The following is a 15,745-nucleotide window of genomic DNA, read 5'->3' as shown; positions in this document are numbered from 1 at the left end:
TTCGCAGAGTTCGCGAGCCGCCTCTCCCCAGCCGGTTTCCTCCGTCCCTGCTTTGCTCTACCAATGTCGGGATGCGGGCTCGGCCCGGCGGGAGGGGTGAGAGATGCCGAGTTTCGACAGCCTGTTCAACGCCTTCGTCACCATTCTGGTGACCATCGACCCGCCCGGGCTGGCGCCGCTGTTTCTGGCGATAACGCGCGGCATGAACCGCGAGGAGCGCCAGCAGGTCTCGGTCCGCGCTTCGGTCATCGGCTTCCTGGTGATGGCGCTGTTCGCCGTTGCCGGCGCCTCGATCCTGTCGGTGTTCGGCATCACGCTGCCGGCCTTCCGTGTCGCCGGCGGCTTTTTGCTCTTCTTCATCGCTTTTGAAATGGTGTTCGAGCGCCGGCAGGACCGTAAGGAGAAGATCGGCGACGTGGCCATCACCAAGGACATGATCCACAACATCGCCGCTTTCCCGCTGGCGATCCCGCTGATCGCCGGCCCCGGCGCGATTTCGGCGACTGTGCTGCTCTCCGGCTCGTTTCAGGGCTTTGGCGCCCAGGCGGCACTGGTCGGCATCATCTTCGTCTGCCTCGCCATCACCTATCTCGTGTTCGTGCTGTCGGAGCGCATAGACCGCATCCTCGGCCAGACCGGCCGTTCGATCCTGACCCGCCTGCTCGGCGTTATCCTGGCGGCACTTGCCGTCCAGTTCGTGGCTGACGGCATCAAGGCGCTGATGGCCTCATAGGCCGCTTATTTTGCCGTCGTGTCGATAATTTCGAAATCGTGGGTAATGGCGGCGGTCTTGGACATCATGGCCGAAGCCGAACAGTATTTTTCGATCGAGAGATCGATCGCCCGCTTCACCTTGTCGGGCGACAGCGCCCTGCCCTTGACGATGAAATGCATATGAATGCGGGTGAACACCTTGGGATCGGTCTCGGCTCGGTCGGAATCGAGCTCGACCACACAGTCCTCGATCGCCTCGCGCCCCTTTTCGAGGATATGGACGACATCATAGGCCGAGCAGCCGCCGGTGCCGATCAGCACCAGTTCCATCGGGCTCGGCCCCGGCGTTCTCCCTTCAGGGCCGAACGCGGTCCCCAGTACGACCTTATGGCCTGTGCCGGACTCGCCGACGAAGGTGCGTTCCTCGACCCATTTGATGCGTGCTTTCAACTGATATTCCTTCCACTCGGGATCACGGTCTGGCTTGCGCGACGCCGAAGACCACGTCGTGCAAGATTCTGCCGGGCACCAGCGTAAAGACACCGGCACCCACCAGTGCAAAGATATACAACGCAATCATCGCCTTGCGGTGCTTGGCGACGCGGTGATTGCGTGCATGCCAGACCGCCAGCGGCACCGTGACCAGCACCAGGATCGACAAGAGATGGATCGGGCTGAAAGGGCCAATGAGCCGTATCTGCTGGATCCAGAAACTCGAGATGGCGACGGCCAGCATCAGCGCCGCCCAGAGATAGCCCATCGCGCGGTGGCGCAGCGTGCCTTTCGGCAGCGCCAGCTGCACGCCGCCTATCGCCAGCGCGGCAAAGGCCGCGAGCGCATGCCATGGGATCGGAGGACGTGCCGATAGGAGCGGTCCGAGCGACATCGCGCCCTCTCCTCAAATGCCCGTCACGCCGTGTCGATGCTCAGAACGGAATTTCGTCGTCCAGCTCGCGCGACGAACCGCCGCCGCCCTTGGGAGCGCCGCCGCCACGATTGAAGCCTTCGTTCGGGCCGGACTGGCCGAAATCGGAACCACGGCTGCCGCCGCCGGAATAACCCCCGACCTGGCCGCCCTCACCCTGGCCGCGCGCGTCCAGCATCTGCAGCTCGCCGCGGAATCTCTGCAGCACGACTTCCGTCGTGTATTTGTCGGCACCGGTCTGGTCTTGCCATTTGCGTGTCTGCAACTGGCCCTCGACATAAACCTTCATGCCCTTCTTCAGATACTGCTCGGCAACCTTGGCGATGCCCTCATTGAAGATGACGACATTGTGCCACTCGGTCTTTTCCTTGCGCTCGCCGGAATTCTTGTCGCGCCAGCTTTCCGATGTTGCGATGCGGATGTTGACGACCGGCTCGCCCGAATTCAGGCGGCGGATCTCCGGATCCGCTCCGAGATTGCCGACCAGAATGACCTTGTTGACGCTACCCGCCATGATACTTCTCCGCGCTCGTCCGAAACAAATTTTTGTCGCAGCACCTTACAGGTTGCGCACACCTGTTGCCTGCTGTGGCTGCCTTTTCCCACAAGGTTTTTGTTCTCTTTTCGTTCCTATATGCATCGCCGCTCATTGTCAAGGATTGGCAGCAATGCAGGAGCCACCAGCTTCCTTTCATATGGGCCGCAAAAGACCGCTTGCCAAACCGATAAGTATCGACTTATGCTTTTGTCATGATCGAAGCGGAAATTTTTCGGGCGCTGGCCGACCCCACCCGACGCGCCGTCTATGAACGCCTCGCCACCAGCGAGATGACGGTGTCGCAGCTGCGCACCGGCATGACGGTATCGCAGCCGGCTGTGTCGCAGCACCTGGCGGTGCTGCGCGGCGCAGGCCTGGTGGTCGAGCGGCGGGCGGGCCGCAACGCCTATTACCGCGCCGATCCGCAAGGGCTCGACCCGCTGCTTGGCTGGATCGAACGCTACCGGACGTTCTGGCCCGAGCGCATCGAAAAACTGAGGACGGTTCTCAAGGACATGGACCAATGACGCACGCACCAGTGACCGACGAAAGCCCTGCGCGGACCGCCCCCGACGCGATCGAGTTCGAGTGCGATCTCCCCGAGCCGCCGGAAAAGGTATGGCGGGCGCTGACCGTGCCCGAATTGCTTGCGGCCTGGATGATGCCCAACGACATCAATCCTGAGATCGGCAGCAATTTCGCCTTTGCCGGGCCGGATGCGCCGATCGAATGCGAGATCCTCGATGCCGAGCCCGGAAAAAGGCTTCGCTATTCCTGGCGGGAACAGCCGCGGCCCGACGAGGAACGGAACCCGCTCGACAGCATCGTCACCTTCACGCTCGCCCCCACCGTTTCGGGCGGCACGCATCTGCATATTATCCATGAAGGCTTTGCCCGTGTGGCGACATCCGCCGCCAGGCCCATGGTGACCATGGCAGGTGTCGGCTGCCGGCTTTCATTCGCTGCGAGCGCCTCCGGCCGTACGGCCGCCGCCAATTCATTTTGCCTTCTGCAGCGCGCCGCTTGAGTGGCCGACACATGAGAAACGGAGAGAGACGATGACCGGTTTTGCCAATCTGGTGCCGATGGTGATCGAGCAATCGAGCCGCGGCGAGCGCGCCTTCGACATTTTCTCGCGGCTGCTGCGCGAGCGCATCGTCTTTATCAACGGCGAGATCAACGACGGCATGTCGGCGCTGGTCTGCGCCCAGCTTCTGTCGCTGGAATCGGATAATCCCGACAAGGAGATCTCGCTTTACATCAACTCGCCTGGCGGCGTGGTGACCAGCGGCTTCGCCATCTACGACACGATGCAATATGTCAGCTGTCCGGTGTCGACGGTGTGCATGGGCTTTGCCGCCTCGATGGCTTCGTTCCTGCTGATGGCTGGCACGCCGGGACGGCGCATCGCGCTGCCCAACGCCAGCCTCGTCCTGCACCAGCCGCTTGGCGGCTTCCAGGGTCAGGCATCGGACATCCAGCGTCACGCCGAAGGCATTCTGCGCACCAAGCGGCAGATGACCGAGCTCTATGCGCGCCATTGCGGCCGCACCTATGAAGAGGTCGAGCGCACGCTCGACCGGGACTATTTCATGACCGCCGAGGAAGCGAAGGCATGGGGTCTCGTCGATCATGTCTACGATACCCGCAAAAAGGCGGCGTGACCGGCACAAGCACGATGAATTGCGACGGCCCCGCCGTCCGGCGATTTGATGACCGCCGGTCTGGCCACCTCGGCGGGGCGGCGCTATAACCGGCCGATGATCGACAGCCGCTTATTCCAACCTTGGCGTCTTGCCGTCACTATTTTCGCCGGTGCGCTCATGCTGGCCGGCGGCGCCTTTGCCAACGACAGCCAGAAAGGCAGCCTGCCCGGTGTGGCCGGCGATTATCGCATCGCCAAGCCGGCCCCGCAGCCCGAACCCGATGACGCCTTCCCCGCCAACGGCAACGGCCGGTTCAAGATCGGCGATACCGATGTCAGGATTTCCGGCAGCATCACGGTCGATGTCGGCGCCGGCGGGATCAAACCGCCGCGGTAGCTGACATGTCGGGGCCGTCAGTACCTGCGCGTTCCCCCAAAAGAGCAGCCCCGCCGTGCTTTTAGCAAACGGACGGGGCTTTTCTGGATCTATAATCCAATCTTTCGCCGGGAATGTTTTACCGGCTTTCGATTTCGGACGCTTCGCGGCGTTCAGCCGACGATCCGACCAGTAGTCTCTGATTTTGGTGCATCCGGCAGGGTCACGTCGGAAGGCGCTCGCGTCTCCCTGGCATTCATGCCTGCCGCGGCTCCAGTCACTGCTGGAGCCTCAAGGGACTGTCCGGTGGCGTCATGCTCCACTCCTGTGTCCATTGCGACAATCGTCGTCAGAAGCACTGATCGCAATAGCCCGCGGCGTCTCGCAGACCGCCTTTGGGCGGCGAGGCCATCGAAAGACAGCCGGCTTCATTGACGTGTGGAGTCTGCTCCCCTCAGCCAGGGACGTCAACCGCTCGATGTCCGATCGGAAAAAATGTGATCGAGCGAGATATCCCCTGATGGGAACCACGCCGCCTGCTCCACCGCTTTTGTCAGGAGCGTGTTCGGTCTTTGTTCTTTCCGCTTGCCCGTTCGTGCGAAAGACGGTTAAACGACTTGGTCGAGAATTGTGGCGTCTCTCGACGCGGCGGCAAAAATACCTACATAGGGGACGGCCGGGGAAAACCCGCCGATCCCACAAATTCCAGATCTGAGGCGGCGACCGGCAATGGCCGACCATAAATATCTTTCCATTCGCGGGGCGCGCGAACACAATCTGAAGAATGTCGATCTCGACCTGCCGCGTGACAGCCTGATCGTCATGACGGGCCTGTCGGGCTCCGGCAAATCGTCGCTTGCCTTCGACACCATCTATGCCGAAGGCCAGCGCCGCTATGTCGAGAGCCTGTCGGCCTATGCGCGGCAATTCCTCGAAATGATGCAGAAGCCGGATGTCGACCAGATCGACGGCCTTTCGCCGGCCATCTCCATCGAGCAGAAGACCACTTCGAAGAACCCGCGCTCGACGGTCGGCACCGTCACCGAGATATACGACTACATGCGGCTTCTGTTCGCGCGTGTCGGCGTACCCTATTCGCCCGCCACCGGACTGCCGATCGAGAGCCAGACGGTGTCGCAGATGGTCGATCGCGTGCTGGCGGTCGAGGAAGGCACGCGCCTGTTCATCCTGGCGCCGATCGTGCGCGGCCGCAAAGGCGAGTACCGCAAGGAATTGCTCGAGCTGCAGAAAAAGGGATTTCAGCGCGTCAAGGTCGACGGCGTCTTCTATGAGATCGCTGATGTGCCGCCACTCGACAAGAAATACAAGCACGACATCGACGTGGTCGTGGACCGCATCGTCGTGCGTGGCGACCTCGCAACGCGCCTTGCCGATTCCATGGAGACCGCGCTGAAGCTCGCGGAGGGGCTGGCGGTGGCGGAGTTCGCCGACAAGCCGCTCGATGCCAGTCAGACGGGCGAGGATTCGGTCAACAAATCGAAGAACGAGACGCATGAGCGCATCCTGTTCTCGGAAAAATTCGCCTGTCCGGTCTCCGGTTTCACCATTCCCGAGATCGAGCCCAGGCTGTTCTCGTTCAACAACCCGTTCGGCGCCTGCCCGACCTGCGACGGGCTGGGCAGCCAGCGCGCCATCGATCCCAATCTGGTCGTTCCCGACGAGAACGTCTCGCTGCGCGATGGCGCCGTCAGCCCATGGGCGAAATCGACTTCGCCCTACTACGTGCAGACGCTGGAGGCGCTCGGCAAGGCTTACGGCTTCAAGCTCGGCGACAAGTTCAAGGATTTGAGCAGGGAAGCCCAGGAAGCCATCCTGCGCGGCACCGGCGAGCGCGAGATCACCTTCCAGTATGATGACGGCCTGCGCTCCTACAAGACGACCAAGACCTTCGAGGGCGTCATCCCCAACCTCGAGCGGCGCTGGAAAGAGACCGAATCCGCCTGGATGCGCGAGGAGATCGAGCGCTTCATGTCGGCCACCCCCTGCCCGGCCTGTCGTGGCTACAGGCTGAAGCCGGAAGCGCTGGCGGTGAAGATCGCCGGCAAGCACATCGGCGAAGTGACCGAACAGTCGATCCGCAAGGCCGACCAGTGGTTCACCGACCTGCCGGCGCAGCTCAACGACAAGCAGAACGAGATCGCCGTGCGCGTGCTCAAGGAAATCCGCGAGCGGCTGCGCTTCCTCAACGACGTCGGCCTCGATTATCTCACTTTGTCGCGCAATTCCGGCACGCTGTCGGGCGGCGAGAGCCAGCGCATCCGGCTGGCATCGCAGATCGGCTCCGGCCTCACCGGCGTGCTCTACGTGCTGGACGAACCGTCGATCGGCCTGCACCAGCGCGATAATGCGCGCCTGCTCGACACGCTCAAGCACCTGCGCGACATCGGCAACACGGTCATCGTGGTCGAGCATGACGAGGACGCCATCCTGCATGCCGACTACGTCGTCGACATCGGCCCGGCCGCCGGCATCCATGGCGGCGAAATCATTGCCCAGGGCACGCCTCAGCAGGTGATGGCCAACCCGAATTCGATCACCGGCAAATACCTTTCGGGCGAGCTCGAAGTGGCGACACCAGCGGTTCGCCGCGAGGCGAAGAAGAACCGCCGCCTGAAAGTCGTCGGCGCGCGCGGCAACAATCTGAAGAACGTCACCGCCGAAATTCCGCTCGGCACCTTCACCGCCGTCACCGGCGTATCGGGCGGCGGCAAATCGACCTTCCTGATCGAAACGCTTTTCAAGGCGGCCTCGCGCCGCATCATGGGCTCGCGCGAGCATCCGGCCGAGCACGACCGCATCGAGGGCTTGGAGTTCCTCGACAAGGTCATCGACATCGATCAGTCGCCGATCGGACGCACCCCGCGCTCCAACCCCGCCACCTATACCGGCGCCTTCACGCCGATCCGCGATTGGTTCGCGGGCCTGCCCGAGGCCAAGGCGCGCGGCTACCAGCCGGGCCGCTTCTCCTTCAACGTCAAGGGCGGCCGCTGCGAGGCCTGCCAGGGCGACGGCGTTATCAAGATCGAGATGCACTTCCTGCCCGACGTCTACGTCACCTGCGACGTCTGCCACGGCAAGCGCTATAACAGAGAGACGCTCGACGTGCTGTTCAAGGGCAAGTCGATCGCCGACGTGCTCGACATGACGGTCGAGGAAGGCGTCGATTTTTTCGCCGCCGTGCCCGGCGTGCGCGACAAGCTCGACACGCTGAAGCAGGTCGGCCTCGGCTACATCCATATCGGCCAGCAGGCGACGACGCTGTCGGGCGGCGAGGCGCAGCGGATAAAACTCGCCAAGGAGCTGTCGCGCAAGGCGACCGGCAAGACGCTCTATATCCTGGACGAGCCGACCACTGGCCTGCACTTTCACGATGTCGCCAAGCTGCTGGAAGTGCTGCACGAACTGGTCGACCAGGGCAACACGGTGGTGGTGATCGAGCACAATCTCGAAGTGATCAAGACCGCCGACTGGGTGCTCGATCTCGGCCCCGAGGGTGGCGATGGCGGCGGCGAGCTGGTCGCCTCCGGCACGCCGGAAGCGATCGTGCGCGAAAAACGCAGCTACACCGGCCAATTCCTCAAGGAATTGCTGGAGCGACGCCCCGGAGGCAAGCGCGAAGCAGCGGAGTGATGGCGGGCTGGCGTTGGGAATCTCCGGAATGAAGATCAGGAAAGCCCTCGCCCCGGATGTCACCGCCGTCATGACTCTGACCACGGATGCCTACGCGCCCTACACCGCGCTGTTGGGCGCGCCGCCGATCCCGGTCACCGAAGACTATGCGCCGCGCATCGAACGCGGCGAGGCCTGGCTGCTGGAGAGCGGCGGCGACCTGGCCGGGCTGATCGTCCTGGAGCGGCACGAAGACCACGCGATGATCTTCTCCGTCGCGGTGGCGCCAGGATTTCAGGGCAAGGGCTTCGGCATCGCATTGTTGAAACATGCGGATCAGCAGGCGCGCCTGTGGGGCGTGCCGGAGGTGCGGCTCTACACCAATGCGAAAATGGAGCGCAACATCGCGCTCTATTTGGCCTACGGCTATCGCGAAACGGGTCGCCGGCCCAATCCCTATCGGCCAGGATGGGTGCTCGTCGACATGGCCAAGCCGGTCGACGAGGTCACGGCGGCCTGATTTTTCTGAACGCGGCCAGATTTCTGAAACGGGAGGACGACAATGAGCAAATCGGGAACGATCCGCGCCGGCATGGGCGGCTGGACCTTCGAGCCGTGGGACACGTCCTTCTACCCGGAAAAACTCCCCAAGGCCAAGCAGTTGCAATACGCCAGCCGGCAGGTACCGAGCATCGAGGTCAACGGCACCTACTATTCCAGCTTCAAGGAACCGACCTTCGTCAAATGGGCCAATGAGGCCCCCGACGGTTTCGTCTATTCGCTGAAGGGCAACCGCTTCGTCACCAACCGCCGCGTGCTGGGCGAAGCCGGTGAATCGATGATGCGTTTCCTTGGCTCCGGCGTCGCCGCGCTCGGCGATAAGCTTGGGCCGATCCTTTGGCAGTTCGCGCCGACAAAGAAATTCGATCCCGACGATTTCGAGGCTTTTCTGAAGTTGTTGCCGGAAAGCCAAGACGGTGTCGCGTTGCGCCACGCGCTTGAAGTTCGCAACGACAGTTTCATCGTGCCGGAATTCCCGGCGCTCGCGCGCAAATACAAGGCGGCCATCGTCTATGCCGATCACGCAAAATATCCTGATATCGCCGATATCACCGGCGATTTCATCTATGCGCGGCTGCAGACCGGCTCGGATGACAATCCCGACTGCTACACGCCAAAAGGCCTCGATGAATGGGCGGCGCGGGCCAAGGTCTGGGCGGAAGGCAAGCAGCCGGCCGATTTGCGGCGCGCCGACCCTGCTACCGACGCGCCGGTGCAACCGCGCGACGTGTTCGTCTACTTCATCACCGAGGGCAAGGTGCGCGCGCCCTTCGGCGCCATGGCGCTGATGAAGCGAGTGACAGAAACCAGCTAAGCGGCAAGCCTCTGCGGCTATTTCCATTTGCATGAATTGCCGGCGTCAACAGCCTCTGTCGGAACCTCAAGGCGTCATCGTCGTTTTGCCTTGGTGGCGGGTTCCCGCGCGGGAAAACCAGCAGAAAAGCGAGGAAGGATGGCTGTCATCCTTATCGGTGCGTTTCTCATCGTCGCCGGCGTTGTGTATATGGCGGGCGCAGCTCTCAGGCGTGGACGGCTCAGCGATCCGGCACCTGCAGCTTCGGATCGACGGATGCCCAATCTCGCAACGCAGGCCCCGACGCTTGAGCCACGCCGGCGCGGCCTCGGTTTCCTAGGCGTGTCACAGAATTGGCCGGGTCTGCTGATGATGGCGGTCGGTGCGGTTCTGCTCCTGTCGGCGGTAGTCCTCTAACGCCGTGCAAGCTTGGCTTTTTCGCCGCGATCGTAACCTTATCGACACTTCCTTGCGTCATGACTCCAGCAACGTCAGGCTGCAGGGTCGTCGCGGGCAAGGAACGAGGGGCATGTCGCTCGACTACAACTCACTTCTGCTGGCGGTCGGTTTCTCCGCTGCCTGCCTGAGCCTGACGCTGTTCGGCACATGGCTCACCGCCCGCACCGACAAGTTCCTGCTCACCTGGGCGCTCAGCGCCTTGCTGGTGGTGGGCGAGGTCTTCACCTATGACGCCTATATCGACGCGCCCAGGCGCGGCCTCGGCATCGCCACCTTCACCTTGCTGCTGGTCGGCTTCTCCATGATGCTGGGCGCCGCCTACCAATTCAGAAGCGGCGGCTCGCCGGTCTCCAGGATTTTAATCGGCAGCGGCATTTCGCTGGCGGTGGCGCTGCCGCCCATGGCTCTCGGCTATGACGGGCTCGGCTTCATGTTCGAGAACCTGTTCGCGGCCCTGCTCCTGTTCGCAACCGCCGCCGAATACTGGAAGGGCCGCGCCGAGGCCCCAGCGCTTACCATCGGCGCCGCCGCACTCTATTCAGCGACCGCCATGTCCTTCCTGCTCTGCGCGACGGTTTTGGCATGGGACGGCAAGCTGATCATGAGCCATGCGCCAAGGAACTGGGCCGAGGATCTCAGCCTCATCGTCGTCATCGCCAGCATGACCGGCATCGGCGCCTTGTCGCTGGCCCTCAACCAGGGGCGTCTGGCGGGGCATCACCGCCGCAACGCGCTGACGGATCAGCTGACCGGCCTGCTCAACCGCCGCGCGCTGTTCGACCTCTTTGGCGATTCTCCCGTCGGCGCCTTTACCGCCGTGGTCGTGTTCGACCTCGATAGCTTCAAGGCCATCAATGACGAGTTCGGCCACGCGACGGGCGATGAGGTGCTGAAAGTGTTCGCCAAGGAGCTTGCCGGCAACCTTCGCCCGACCGATGTCGCCGCGCGCATGGGCGGCGAGGAGTTCGCGGTGGTGCTAAAGCGGACTTTGCCCGAAACAGTGGAAAACACGGCCGAGACGATACGGACCTCGTTCGCCGCGCGCCGCATCGACACCGAGAACGGTCCCCTGACGTGCACCGTCAGCGCCGGCTTTGCTTTCGGCACCAAAGAGGGCCTGAGCTTCGACAAGGTGCTTAGCGCCGCCGACAAGGCGCTCTATGCCGCCAAGCGCGGCGGCCGCAACCGCGTCACCGCCTCTCCATTCCGGCGCGCTAGCTGACCAAGCGCATCAATGCCGTGCCCATCATTGTTGAATGGCCGAATGCGGCTTTTACGCCGCCATGACAATTTCATTGAAGGCATCGAGGTCGACATAGAAGACCTTGGTGATCTCCTCGATCAGCTCGTCGTGGTCATAGCCCTGGGACTTCAGAATGTTGATGGCTGTGATGATGTCGACGCGCTCTGTGAGCCGCCGCTTCTGGTAGTCCTCGACGTAACGTTCCATGGCTGCCCCTTGGCCTGTATGCCCAAACGCGTTGAACGACAGAGATCGCAGGGAGGATGCTAGGAACGCATGCTTGCGCGGAACTTGCCCGTCGCCCACCTCGATCTGCGACAAACCAGACTGATACGGAAGCGGCCGACTCACAAAGCCATCAGAAGACTAGCATGTAGTATTGAGCGTGCCAGCGGGTGTTGAAGAAAGATTGAGCAATCTTTCATCAGGAGATGGATTTACACCGTCAGGAACTTCCTGACATCCGCCCGGTCGAGATCTTCCGCAGGACCAGTATGGACGATCTGGCCGCGGTCCATGATGTTGACCTCGTCGGCGAGTTCGCGGCAGAAGTCGAGATATTGCTCCACGAGAAGAACCGCAATGCCGGCCTGGTCGCGCAAATAGCGGATGGCGCGGCCGATGTCCTTGATAACGGACGGCTGGATACCTTCCGTCGGCTCATCGAGCACCAGAAGCTTGGGCCGCATCACCAGCGCCCTGCCGATGGCGAGCTGCTGCTGCTGGCCGCCGGAGAGATCGCCGCCGCGGCGGCCAAGCATCTGCTTGAGCACCGGAAACAATTCGAAAACATGCGCCGGCACGTTGCGGTCGGCCCGTTTCAGGGGCGAGAATCCCGATTCAAGGTTTTCCCGCACGCTGAGCAGCGGAAAGATCTCCCTGCCCTGCGGCACGAATGCGATGCCCGACCGGGCGCGGTCATACGCCGCGCTCCGGTCGAGCGCCTTCCCCTCGAAGGCAACGCTTCCGCTCGTCAGCCTGTGGTGGCCGACGATCGATCTCATCAAACTGGTCTTGCCGACGCCATTGCGGCCGAGCACGCAAGTGATCTTGCCGGCGCCCGCCTTCAGCGACACGCCGCGCAGCGCCTGGGCGGCGCCGTAGTGGAGCGTGGCATCGGAAACTTCGAGCATGTCAGCGCCTTCTCCAGAACCGAAGGAAGGCAAGATCGAAGCGATGGAATTGCACCCGCCAAACCATGCTCATCTCCCCAGATAGACTTCGACGACGCGTTCATCGGCGGATACGAAATCGAGTGTGCCTTCGGAAAGCACCGAGCCCTCATGCAGGCAGGTGACCTTGACGCCGAGCTCGCGCACGAAATGCATGTCGTGCTCGACGACGATCACTGAATGGTCGCGGGCGATCTCCTTGAGCAGGCGCGCGGTTTCCTCGGTTTCGGCGTCGGTCATGCCGGCGACCGGCTCGTCGACCAGCAGCAGCTTCGGGTCCTGCGCCAGGAGCATGCCGATCTCCAGCCACTGCTTCTGCCCATGGCTGAGATTGGCGGCGAGCTCGTCGCGTTTGTCGCCGAGCCGGATGGTCCCGAGGATGTCATCGATCCGCCGCGTCTCGGCGGGCGAGCGTCGATGGAACAGCGCCGGAAAGATCGAGCGCGGCCCCTTCAGCGCCAGCATCAAATTTTCCTCGATCGTATGGCTTTCGAAAACCGTCGGCTTCTGGAATTTGCGGCCGATGCCCATCATGGCGATCTCGGCCTCGTCATGGCAGGTGAGATCGACCTGGCCGTCGAAGAACACCTCGCCCTCGTCGGGCCGTGTCTTGCCGGTGACGATGTCCATCATCGTGGTCTTGCCGGCGCCGTTGGGGCCGATGATGGCGCGCATCTCGCCCTTGTCGAGCACCAGCGACAGATTGTTGATGGCGCGAAAGCCGTCGAAGGAAACCGAAACGCCGTCGAGATAGAGAATGGTGTTCGACTTCGGCATCGCTCGTTACTCCGCCGGCTGTGGTTCGAGGCTGGACGAGGACCATTCGCCGGGTGTTCTGGCCGCCGACTGCACGACTTTGGATGGCGCGATTTCACCATCGGCGCCGGCCTCCTCGGCCAACGATGCCGCACGCAGCGCCTTGGCGTTGCCGCGCCGGCTATCCCACATGCCGATGATGCCTTTCGGCAAGAGCAGCGTCACGGCGACGAACACGCCGCCGAGTGCGAACAGCCACAGTTCAGGCAGCACGCCGGTGAACCAGGATTTTCCGGTGTTGACCAGCAGCGCACCGATGATCGGCCCGATGATGGTGCCGCGCCCGCCGACCGCGGCCCAGATCACCACCTCGATCGAATTGGAGGGTTCGAATTCGCCCGGATTGATGATGCCGACCTGCGGCACGTAAAGCGCGCCCGCGACGCCGGCCATGACAGCTGAAACCGTGAAGGCGAACAACTTCACATTCTCAGCCCGCCAGCCGAGGAAGCGGGTGCGGCTTTCGGCATCGCGCACCGCCATCAGCAGCTTGCCGTATTTGGAGCCGACGATCGCCCAGGTGACGAAGACGCCGAGCGCAAGCATCACCGCGCTGGCCGCGAACAGCGCCGAGCGGGTCACGTCGGCCTGGATGTTGAAGCCCAGAATGTCCTTGAAATCGGTCAGGCCGTTGTTGCCGCCGAAGCCCATGTCGTTGCGGAAGAAGGCGAGCAGCAGCGCATAGGTCATCGCCTGTGTGATGATGGAGAGATAGACGCCTGTGACGCGGCTGCGGAAGGCGAACCAGCCGAAGACGAAGGCAAGCAGGCCGGGTACCGCAAGCACCATGAGGCCGGCGAACCAGAAATGGTCGAAGCCGGTCCAGAACCAGGGCAGTTCCTTGTAGTTCAGGAACACCATGAAATCAGGCAGGACCGGGTTGCCATAGACGCCGCGCGAGCCGATCTGGCGCATCAGATACATGCCCATCGCGTAGCCGCCGAGCGCGAAGAAGGCGCCGTGGCCGAGCGAGAGTATGCCGCAATAGCCCCAGACAAGATCAAGCGCGAGTGCCAGCAGCGCGTAGCAGAGATATTTGCCGGTCAGCGCCACGATATAGGGTGGAACGTAGAATGCGCTCGTAGGCGAAACAACCAGGTTGAGCAGCGGCACGATGATGGCCGCCGCCAGCAGAATGAGGATGGTGATGGCGATGCGGCGGTCCGCGCCCGCGGCGAAGAAGCGTCCCGACATCATGCTTCCACCGCCCTGCCCTTGAGCGCGAACAGGCCGCGCGGGCGCTTCTGGATGAACAGGATGATCAGCACCAGCACGACGATCTTGCCGAGCACGGCGCCGGCATAGGGTTCGAGGAACTTGTTGACGATGCCCAGCGAAAAGGCGCCGACCAGCGTGCCCCACAGATTGCCGACGCCGCCGAAGACGACGACCATGAAACTGTCGATGATGTAGCCGCGGCCGAGATTGGGCGAGACATTGTCGATCTGGCTGAGCGCCACGCCGGCAATGCCGGCAATGCCGGAGCCGAGCGCGAAGGTCAGCGCGTCGACCCATGGCGTCCTGATGCCCATAGAGGCGGCCATGCGGCGGTTGGCGGTGACGGCGCGCATCTGTAGGCCCCAGGGGGTGCGCTTCATCACATAGAGCAGCACGGCAAAGACGCTAAGCGCGAAGACCAGGATCCAGAGCCGGTTCCAGGTGATGGCAAGCTGGCCGACATCGAACGAACCCGACATCCAGGAGGGATTGCCGACCTCCTGGTTGGTTGGCCCGAAGATCGAGCGCACTGCCTGCTGCAGGATCAGCGAAACGCCCCATGTCGCCAGCAGCGTCTCCAGCGGCCGCCCGTAGAGGAAGCGGATAACGCCGCGCTCGATGGCAAGGCCGACAAGCCCCGCGACCAGGAAGGCGAGCGGCAGCGCGATCACCAGCGACCAGTCGAACAGGCCGGGAAAGGATGTACGGATCACCTGCTGGACGACGAAGGTCGTGTACGCGCCGAGCATCACCATCTCGCCATGCGCCATGTTGATGACGCCCATGACGCCGAAGGTGATGGCAAGCCCGATCGCCGCCAGCAGCAGCACCGAGCCCAGCGAAATGCCGTACCAGATGTTCTGTCCGGCGTCCCACAGGGCCAGCGTCGAATTGATGTTGGCGATTGCCGCTGTCGCCGCTTCCTTCACTGCGCCCGACGCATTGGCCTCTGCCGAGGTGAGCAGCGATACCGCATCGCGGTCGCCGCGCGCGCCGATCAAGGCGATTGCCGCGAGCTTGTCGGCATCCGGCCGATCCGAGCTCAGGATCGACGCGGCACGAGCCTGTTCCAGCAAGGTCTTGACACTGGCGACCGTCTCATTGGCGATCGCAGCGTCGAGCGGCTCGATGTTTGCGGAATCGGGCGTCTTGAACATGGTGTCGGCGGCGGCGAGCCGCACGGCCGGATCCTTGGCGCCAAGCGTCAGCGTGCCCAGCGCATCGCGGATGGTGCGGCGCAGCGTGTTGTTGACCTTGATCTTGGTGATGTCGTCCTTGGCTGCTTCACCGGATGGCTCACCGCTCAGCGGGTCGAAAAGCTGGACCCGTTCGCCGCCTTCCTTGCCGACGAAGACCAGGGAATCGATCTTGCGGATGTAAAGATTGCCATCGGCGAGTGCCGCAAGAGGCCGCTCCACTGCCGGATCGCCGGTCGCCGCCAGGTCGTGAACGACAGCTCCCGTCTCCGAAAAACCCTTGGCGGCGGCGAACTTGGCGATGATGCCACGCAGATCGGCTTCGCCGGCGCCCGATGACGACAGCGTCGCCAGCAAGAACAGCAGTGTCAGGCCAAGTGCGCGGAAAAGGTTCATCGGCGTCAGGCGACTCTTCAGGGTTGAGTTGGACGTCCGGACGGCGAAGGAACCGTCCGGACG

The 15,745-nt window shown here is 62.9% G+C and carries 18 protein-coding genes; 10 read left to right on the top strand and 8 right to left on the bottom strand.

What is annotated here, in order from left to right; all coding sequences use genetic code 11:
* The first annotated feature begins 103 nt into the window (after positions 1–103).
* Positions 104–733 carry a MarC family protein gene (locus tag FJ428_RS14880; protein ID WP_140498833.1) on the top strand — a complete coding sequence of 210 codons (630 nt, stop codon included), beginning with the start codon at positions 104–106 and terminating at the stop codon, positions 731–733.
* Positions 734–738: 5 nt separating this feature from the next.
* On the opposite strand, the gene FJ428_RS14875 is transcribed toward FJ428_RS14880, so the two are convergent.
* The 3 genes from FJ428_RS14875 to FJ428_RS14865 are packed head-to-tail and all read right to left on the bottom strand — an operon-like array spanning position 739 to position 2,153.
* Positions 739–1,164, bottom strand: a complete 426-nt coding sequence (locus FJ428_RS14875; RefSeq protein ID WP_140498836.1) for an OsmC family protein — start codon at positions 1,162–1,164, stop codon at positions 739–741.
* 22 nt (positions 1,165–1,186) lie between these two features.
* Complete coding sequence (locus tag FJ428_RS14870) at positions 1,187–1,600, bottom strand: DUF2306 domain-containing protein (RefSeq protein ID WP_140525355.1); 414 nt, start codon at positions 1,598–1,600, stop codon at positions 1,187–1,189.
* A 40-nt stretch (positions 1,601–1,640) separates the two neighbouring features.
* Positions 1,641–2,153, bottom strand: a complete 513-nt coding sequence (locus FJ428_RS14865) for a single-stranded DNA-binding protein (RefSeq protein WP_140498840.1) — start codon at positions 2,151–2,153, stop codon at positions 1,641–1,643.
* A 236-nt stretch (positions 2,154–2,389) separates the two neighbouring features.
* On the opposite strand from FJ428_RS14865, the gene FJ428_RS14860 reads away from it, so the two are divergent.
* From FJ428_RS14860 to FJ428_RS14820, 9 genes are all read left to right on the top strand, one after another.
* On the top strand, positions 2,390–2,704 hold the full coding sequence (locus FJ428_RS14860; protein ID WP_140515307.1) for a metalloregulator ArsR/SmtB family transcription factor: 315 nt from the start codon (positions 2,390–2,392) through the stop codon (positions 2,702–2,704).
* Positions 2,701–3,204, top strand: a complete 504-nt coding sequence (locus tag FJ428_RS14855) for an SRPBCC domain-containing protein (protein WP_140879634.1) — start codon at positions 2,701–2,703, stop codon at positions 3,202–3,204. The genes FJ428_RS14860 and FJ428_RS14855 overlap by 4 nt, the downstream gene beginning before the upstream one ends.
* A 31-nt stretch (positions 3,205–3,235) precedes the next feature.
* The gene (locus tag FJ428_RS14850; protein WP_140498846.1) at positions 3,236–3,841 is read left to right on the top strand and encodes an ATP-dependent Clp protease proteolytic subunit; all 606 of its coding nucleotides are present in this window, start codon (positions 3,236–3,238) and stop codon (positions 3,839–3,841) included.
* 96 nt (positions 3,842–3,937) lie between these two features.
* Positions 3,938–4,219, top strand: a complete 282-nt coding sequence (locus FJ428_RS14845; protein ID WP_140560963.1) for a hypothetical protein — start codon at positions 3,938–3,940, stop codon at positions 4,217–4,219.
* A gap of 708 nt (positions 4,220–4,927) precedes the next feature.
* The gene (uvrA, locus tag FJ428_RS14840) at positions 4,928–7,849 is read left to right on the top strand and encodes an excinuclease ABC subunit UvrA (RefSeq protein WP_140498850.1); all 2,922 of its coding nucleotides are present in this window, start codon (positions 4,928–4,930) and stop codon (positions 7,847–7,849) included.
* A gap of 28 nt (positions 7,850–7,877) precedes the next feature.
* Complete coding sequence (locus FJ428_RS14835) at positions 7,878–8,348, top strand: GNAT family N-acetyltransferase (RefSeq protein WP_140498852.1); 471 nt, start codon at positions 7,878–7,880, stop codon at positions 8,346–8,348.
* Between the two features lie 42 nt (positions 8,349–8,390).
* Positions 8,391–9,203 (top strand): DUF72 domain-containing protein, encoded by an 813-nt coding sequence (locus tag FJ428_RS14830; RefSeq protein ID WP_140515303.1) that lies wholly within the window; start codon positions 8,391–8,393, stop codon positions 9,201–9,203.
* 138 nt (positions 9,204–9,341) lie between these two features.
* Positions 9,342–9,599, top strand: coding sequence for a hypothetical protein (locus tag FJ428_RS30655; RefSeq protein WP_140564488.1), 258 nt, complete (start codon positions 9,342–9,344; stop codon positions 9,597–9,599).
* 112 nt (positions 9,600–9,711) lie between these two features.
* Positions 9,712–10,863, top strand: coding sequence for a GGDEF domain-containing protein (locus FJ428_RS14820; protein ID WP_140664316.1), 1,152 nt, complete (start codon positions 9,712–9,714; stop codon positions 10,861–10,863).
* A gap of 51 nt (positions 10,864–10,914) precedes the next feature.
* Here FJ428_RS14820 and FJ428_RS14815 read toward each other — a convergent pair whose 3' ends face one another.
* The 5 genes from FJ428_RS14815 to urtB all read right to left on the bottom strand — a co-directional run bounded on the left by FJ428_RS14815 (position 10,915) and on the right by urtB (position 15,682).
* Positions 10,915–11,091 (bottom strand): hypothetical protein, encoded by a 177-nt coding sequence (locus FJ428_RS14815; protein WP_140498860.1) that lies wholly within the window; start codon positions 11,089–11,091, stop codon positions 10,915–10,917.
* 230 nt (positions 11,092–11,321) lie between these two features.
* A complete protein-coding gene (gene urtE, locus FJ428_RS14810; protein WP_140557767.1) occupies positions 11,322–12,017 on the bottom strand; it encodes an urea ABC transporter ATP-binding subunit UrtE in 696 nt (231 codons plus the stop codon).
* 69 nt (positions 12,018–12,086) lie between these two features.
* Positions 12,087–12,833, bottom strand: coding sequence for an urea ABC transporter ATP-binding protein UrtD (urtD, locus tag FJ428_RS14805; RefSeq protein WP_140664313.1), 747 nt, complete (start codon positions 12,831–12,833; stop codon positions 12,087–12,089).
* Positions 12,834–12,839: 6 nt separating this feature from the next.
* Positions 12,840–14,069, bottom strand: a complete 1,230-nt coding sequence (gene urtC, locus FJ428_RS14800) for an urea ABC transporter permease subunit UrtC (protein WP_140664310.1) — start codon at positions 14,067–14,069, stop codon at positions 12,840–12,842.
* The gene (gene urtB / locus FJ428_RS14795; RefSeq protein WP_140729212.1) at positions 14,066–15,682 is read right to left on the bottom strand and encodes an urea ABC transporter permease subunit UrtB; all 1,617 of its coding nucleotides are present in this window, start codon (positions 15,680–15,682) and stop codon (positions 14,066–14,068) included. Before urtB ends, urtC begins: the two co-directional genes overlap by 4 nt.
* Positions 15,683–15,745: the final 63 nt, after the last annotated feature.

It is taken from the genome of Mesorhizobium sp. B2-8-1 (assembly GCF_006440955.1).
GTDB lineage: Bacteria > Pseudomonadota > Alphaproteobacteria > Rhizobiales > Rhizobiaceae > Mesorhizobium.
This window is presented reverse-complemented; position numbering and strand designations above follow the sequence as displayed.

What these genes read in the sequence shown, in the direction of transcription:
- FJ428_RS14845 (WP_140560963.1), top strand. Translation starts at nt 3,938, where the DNA reads ATGATCGACAGCCGCTTATTCCAACCTTGGCGTCTTGCCGTCACTATT.
- urtD (WP_140664313.1), bottom strand. Translation starts at nt 12,833, where the DNA reads ATGCCGAAGTCGAACACCATTCTCTATCTCGACGGCGTTTCGGTTTCC.
- FJ428_RS14870 (WP_140525355.1), bottom strand. Translation starts at nt 1,600, where the DNA reads ATGTCGCTCGGACCGCTCCTATCGGCACGTCCTCCGATCCCATGGCAT.
- FJ428_RS14860 (WP_140515307.1), top strand. Translation starts at nt 2,390, where the DNA reads ATGATCGAAGCGGAAATTTTTCGGGCGCTGGCCGACCCCACCCGACGC.
- FJ428_RS14830 (WP_140515303.1), top strand. Translation starts at nt 8,391, where the DNA reads ATGAGCAAATCGGGAACGATCCGCGCCGGCATGGGCGGCTGGACCTTC.
- FJ428_RS14815 (WP_140498860.1), bottom strand. Translation starts at nt 11,091, where the DNA reads ATGGAACGTTACGTCGAGGACTACCAGAAGCGGCGGCTCACAGAGCGC.
- FJ428_RS30655 (WP_140564488.1), top strand. Translation starts at nt 9,342, where the DNA reads ATGGCTGTCATCCTTATCGGTGCGTTTCTCATCGTCGCCGGCGTTGTG.
- FJ428_RS14820 (WP_140664316.1), top strand. Translation starts at nt 9,712, where the DNA reads ATGTCGCTCGACTACAACTCACTTCTGCTGGCGGTCGGTTTCTCCGCT.
- urtE (WP_140557767.1), bottom strand. Translation starts at nt 12,017, where the DNA reads ATGCTCGAAGTTTCCGATGCCACGCTCCACTACGGCGCCGCCCAGGCG.
- urtC (WP_140664310.1), bottom strand. Translation starts at nt 14,069, where the DNA reads ATGATGTCGGGACGCTTCTTCGCCGCGGGCGCGGACCGCCGCATCGCC.
- FJ428_RS14855 (WP_140879634.1), top strand. Translation starts at nt 2,701, where the DNA reads ATGACGCACGCACCAGTGACCGACGAAAGCCCTGCGCGGACCGCCCCC.
- FJ428_RS14880 (WP_140498833.1), top strand. Translation starts at nt 104, where the DNA reads ATGCCGAGTTTCGACAGCCTGTTCAACGCCTTCGTCACCATTCTGGTG.
- urtB (WP_140729212.1), bottom strand. Translation starts at nt 15,682, where the DNA reads ATGAACCTTTTCCGCGCACTTGGCCTGACACTGCTGTTCTTGCTGGCG.
- uvrA (WP_140498850.1), top strand. Translation starts at nt 4,928, where the DNA reads ATGGCCGACCATAAATATCTTTCCATTCGCGGGGCGCGCGAACACAAT.
- FJ428_RS14835 (WP_140498852.1), top strand. Translation starts at nt 7,878, where the DNA reads ATGAAGATCAGGAAAGCCCTCGCCCCGGATGTCACCGCCGTCATGACT.
- FJ428_RS14850 (WP_140498846.1), top strand. Translation starts at nt 3,236, where the DNA reads ATGACCGGTTTTGCCAATCTGGTGCCGATGGTGATCGAGCAATCGAGC.
- FJ428_RS14865 (WP_140498840.1), bottom strand. Translation starts at nt 2,153, where the DNA reads ATGGCGGGTAGCGTCAACAAGGTCATTCTGGTCGGCAATCTCGGAGCG.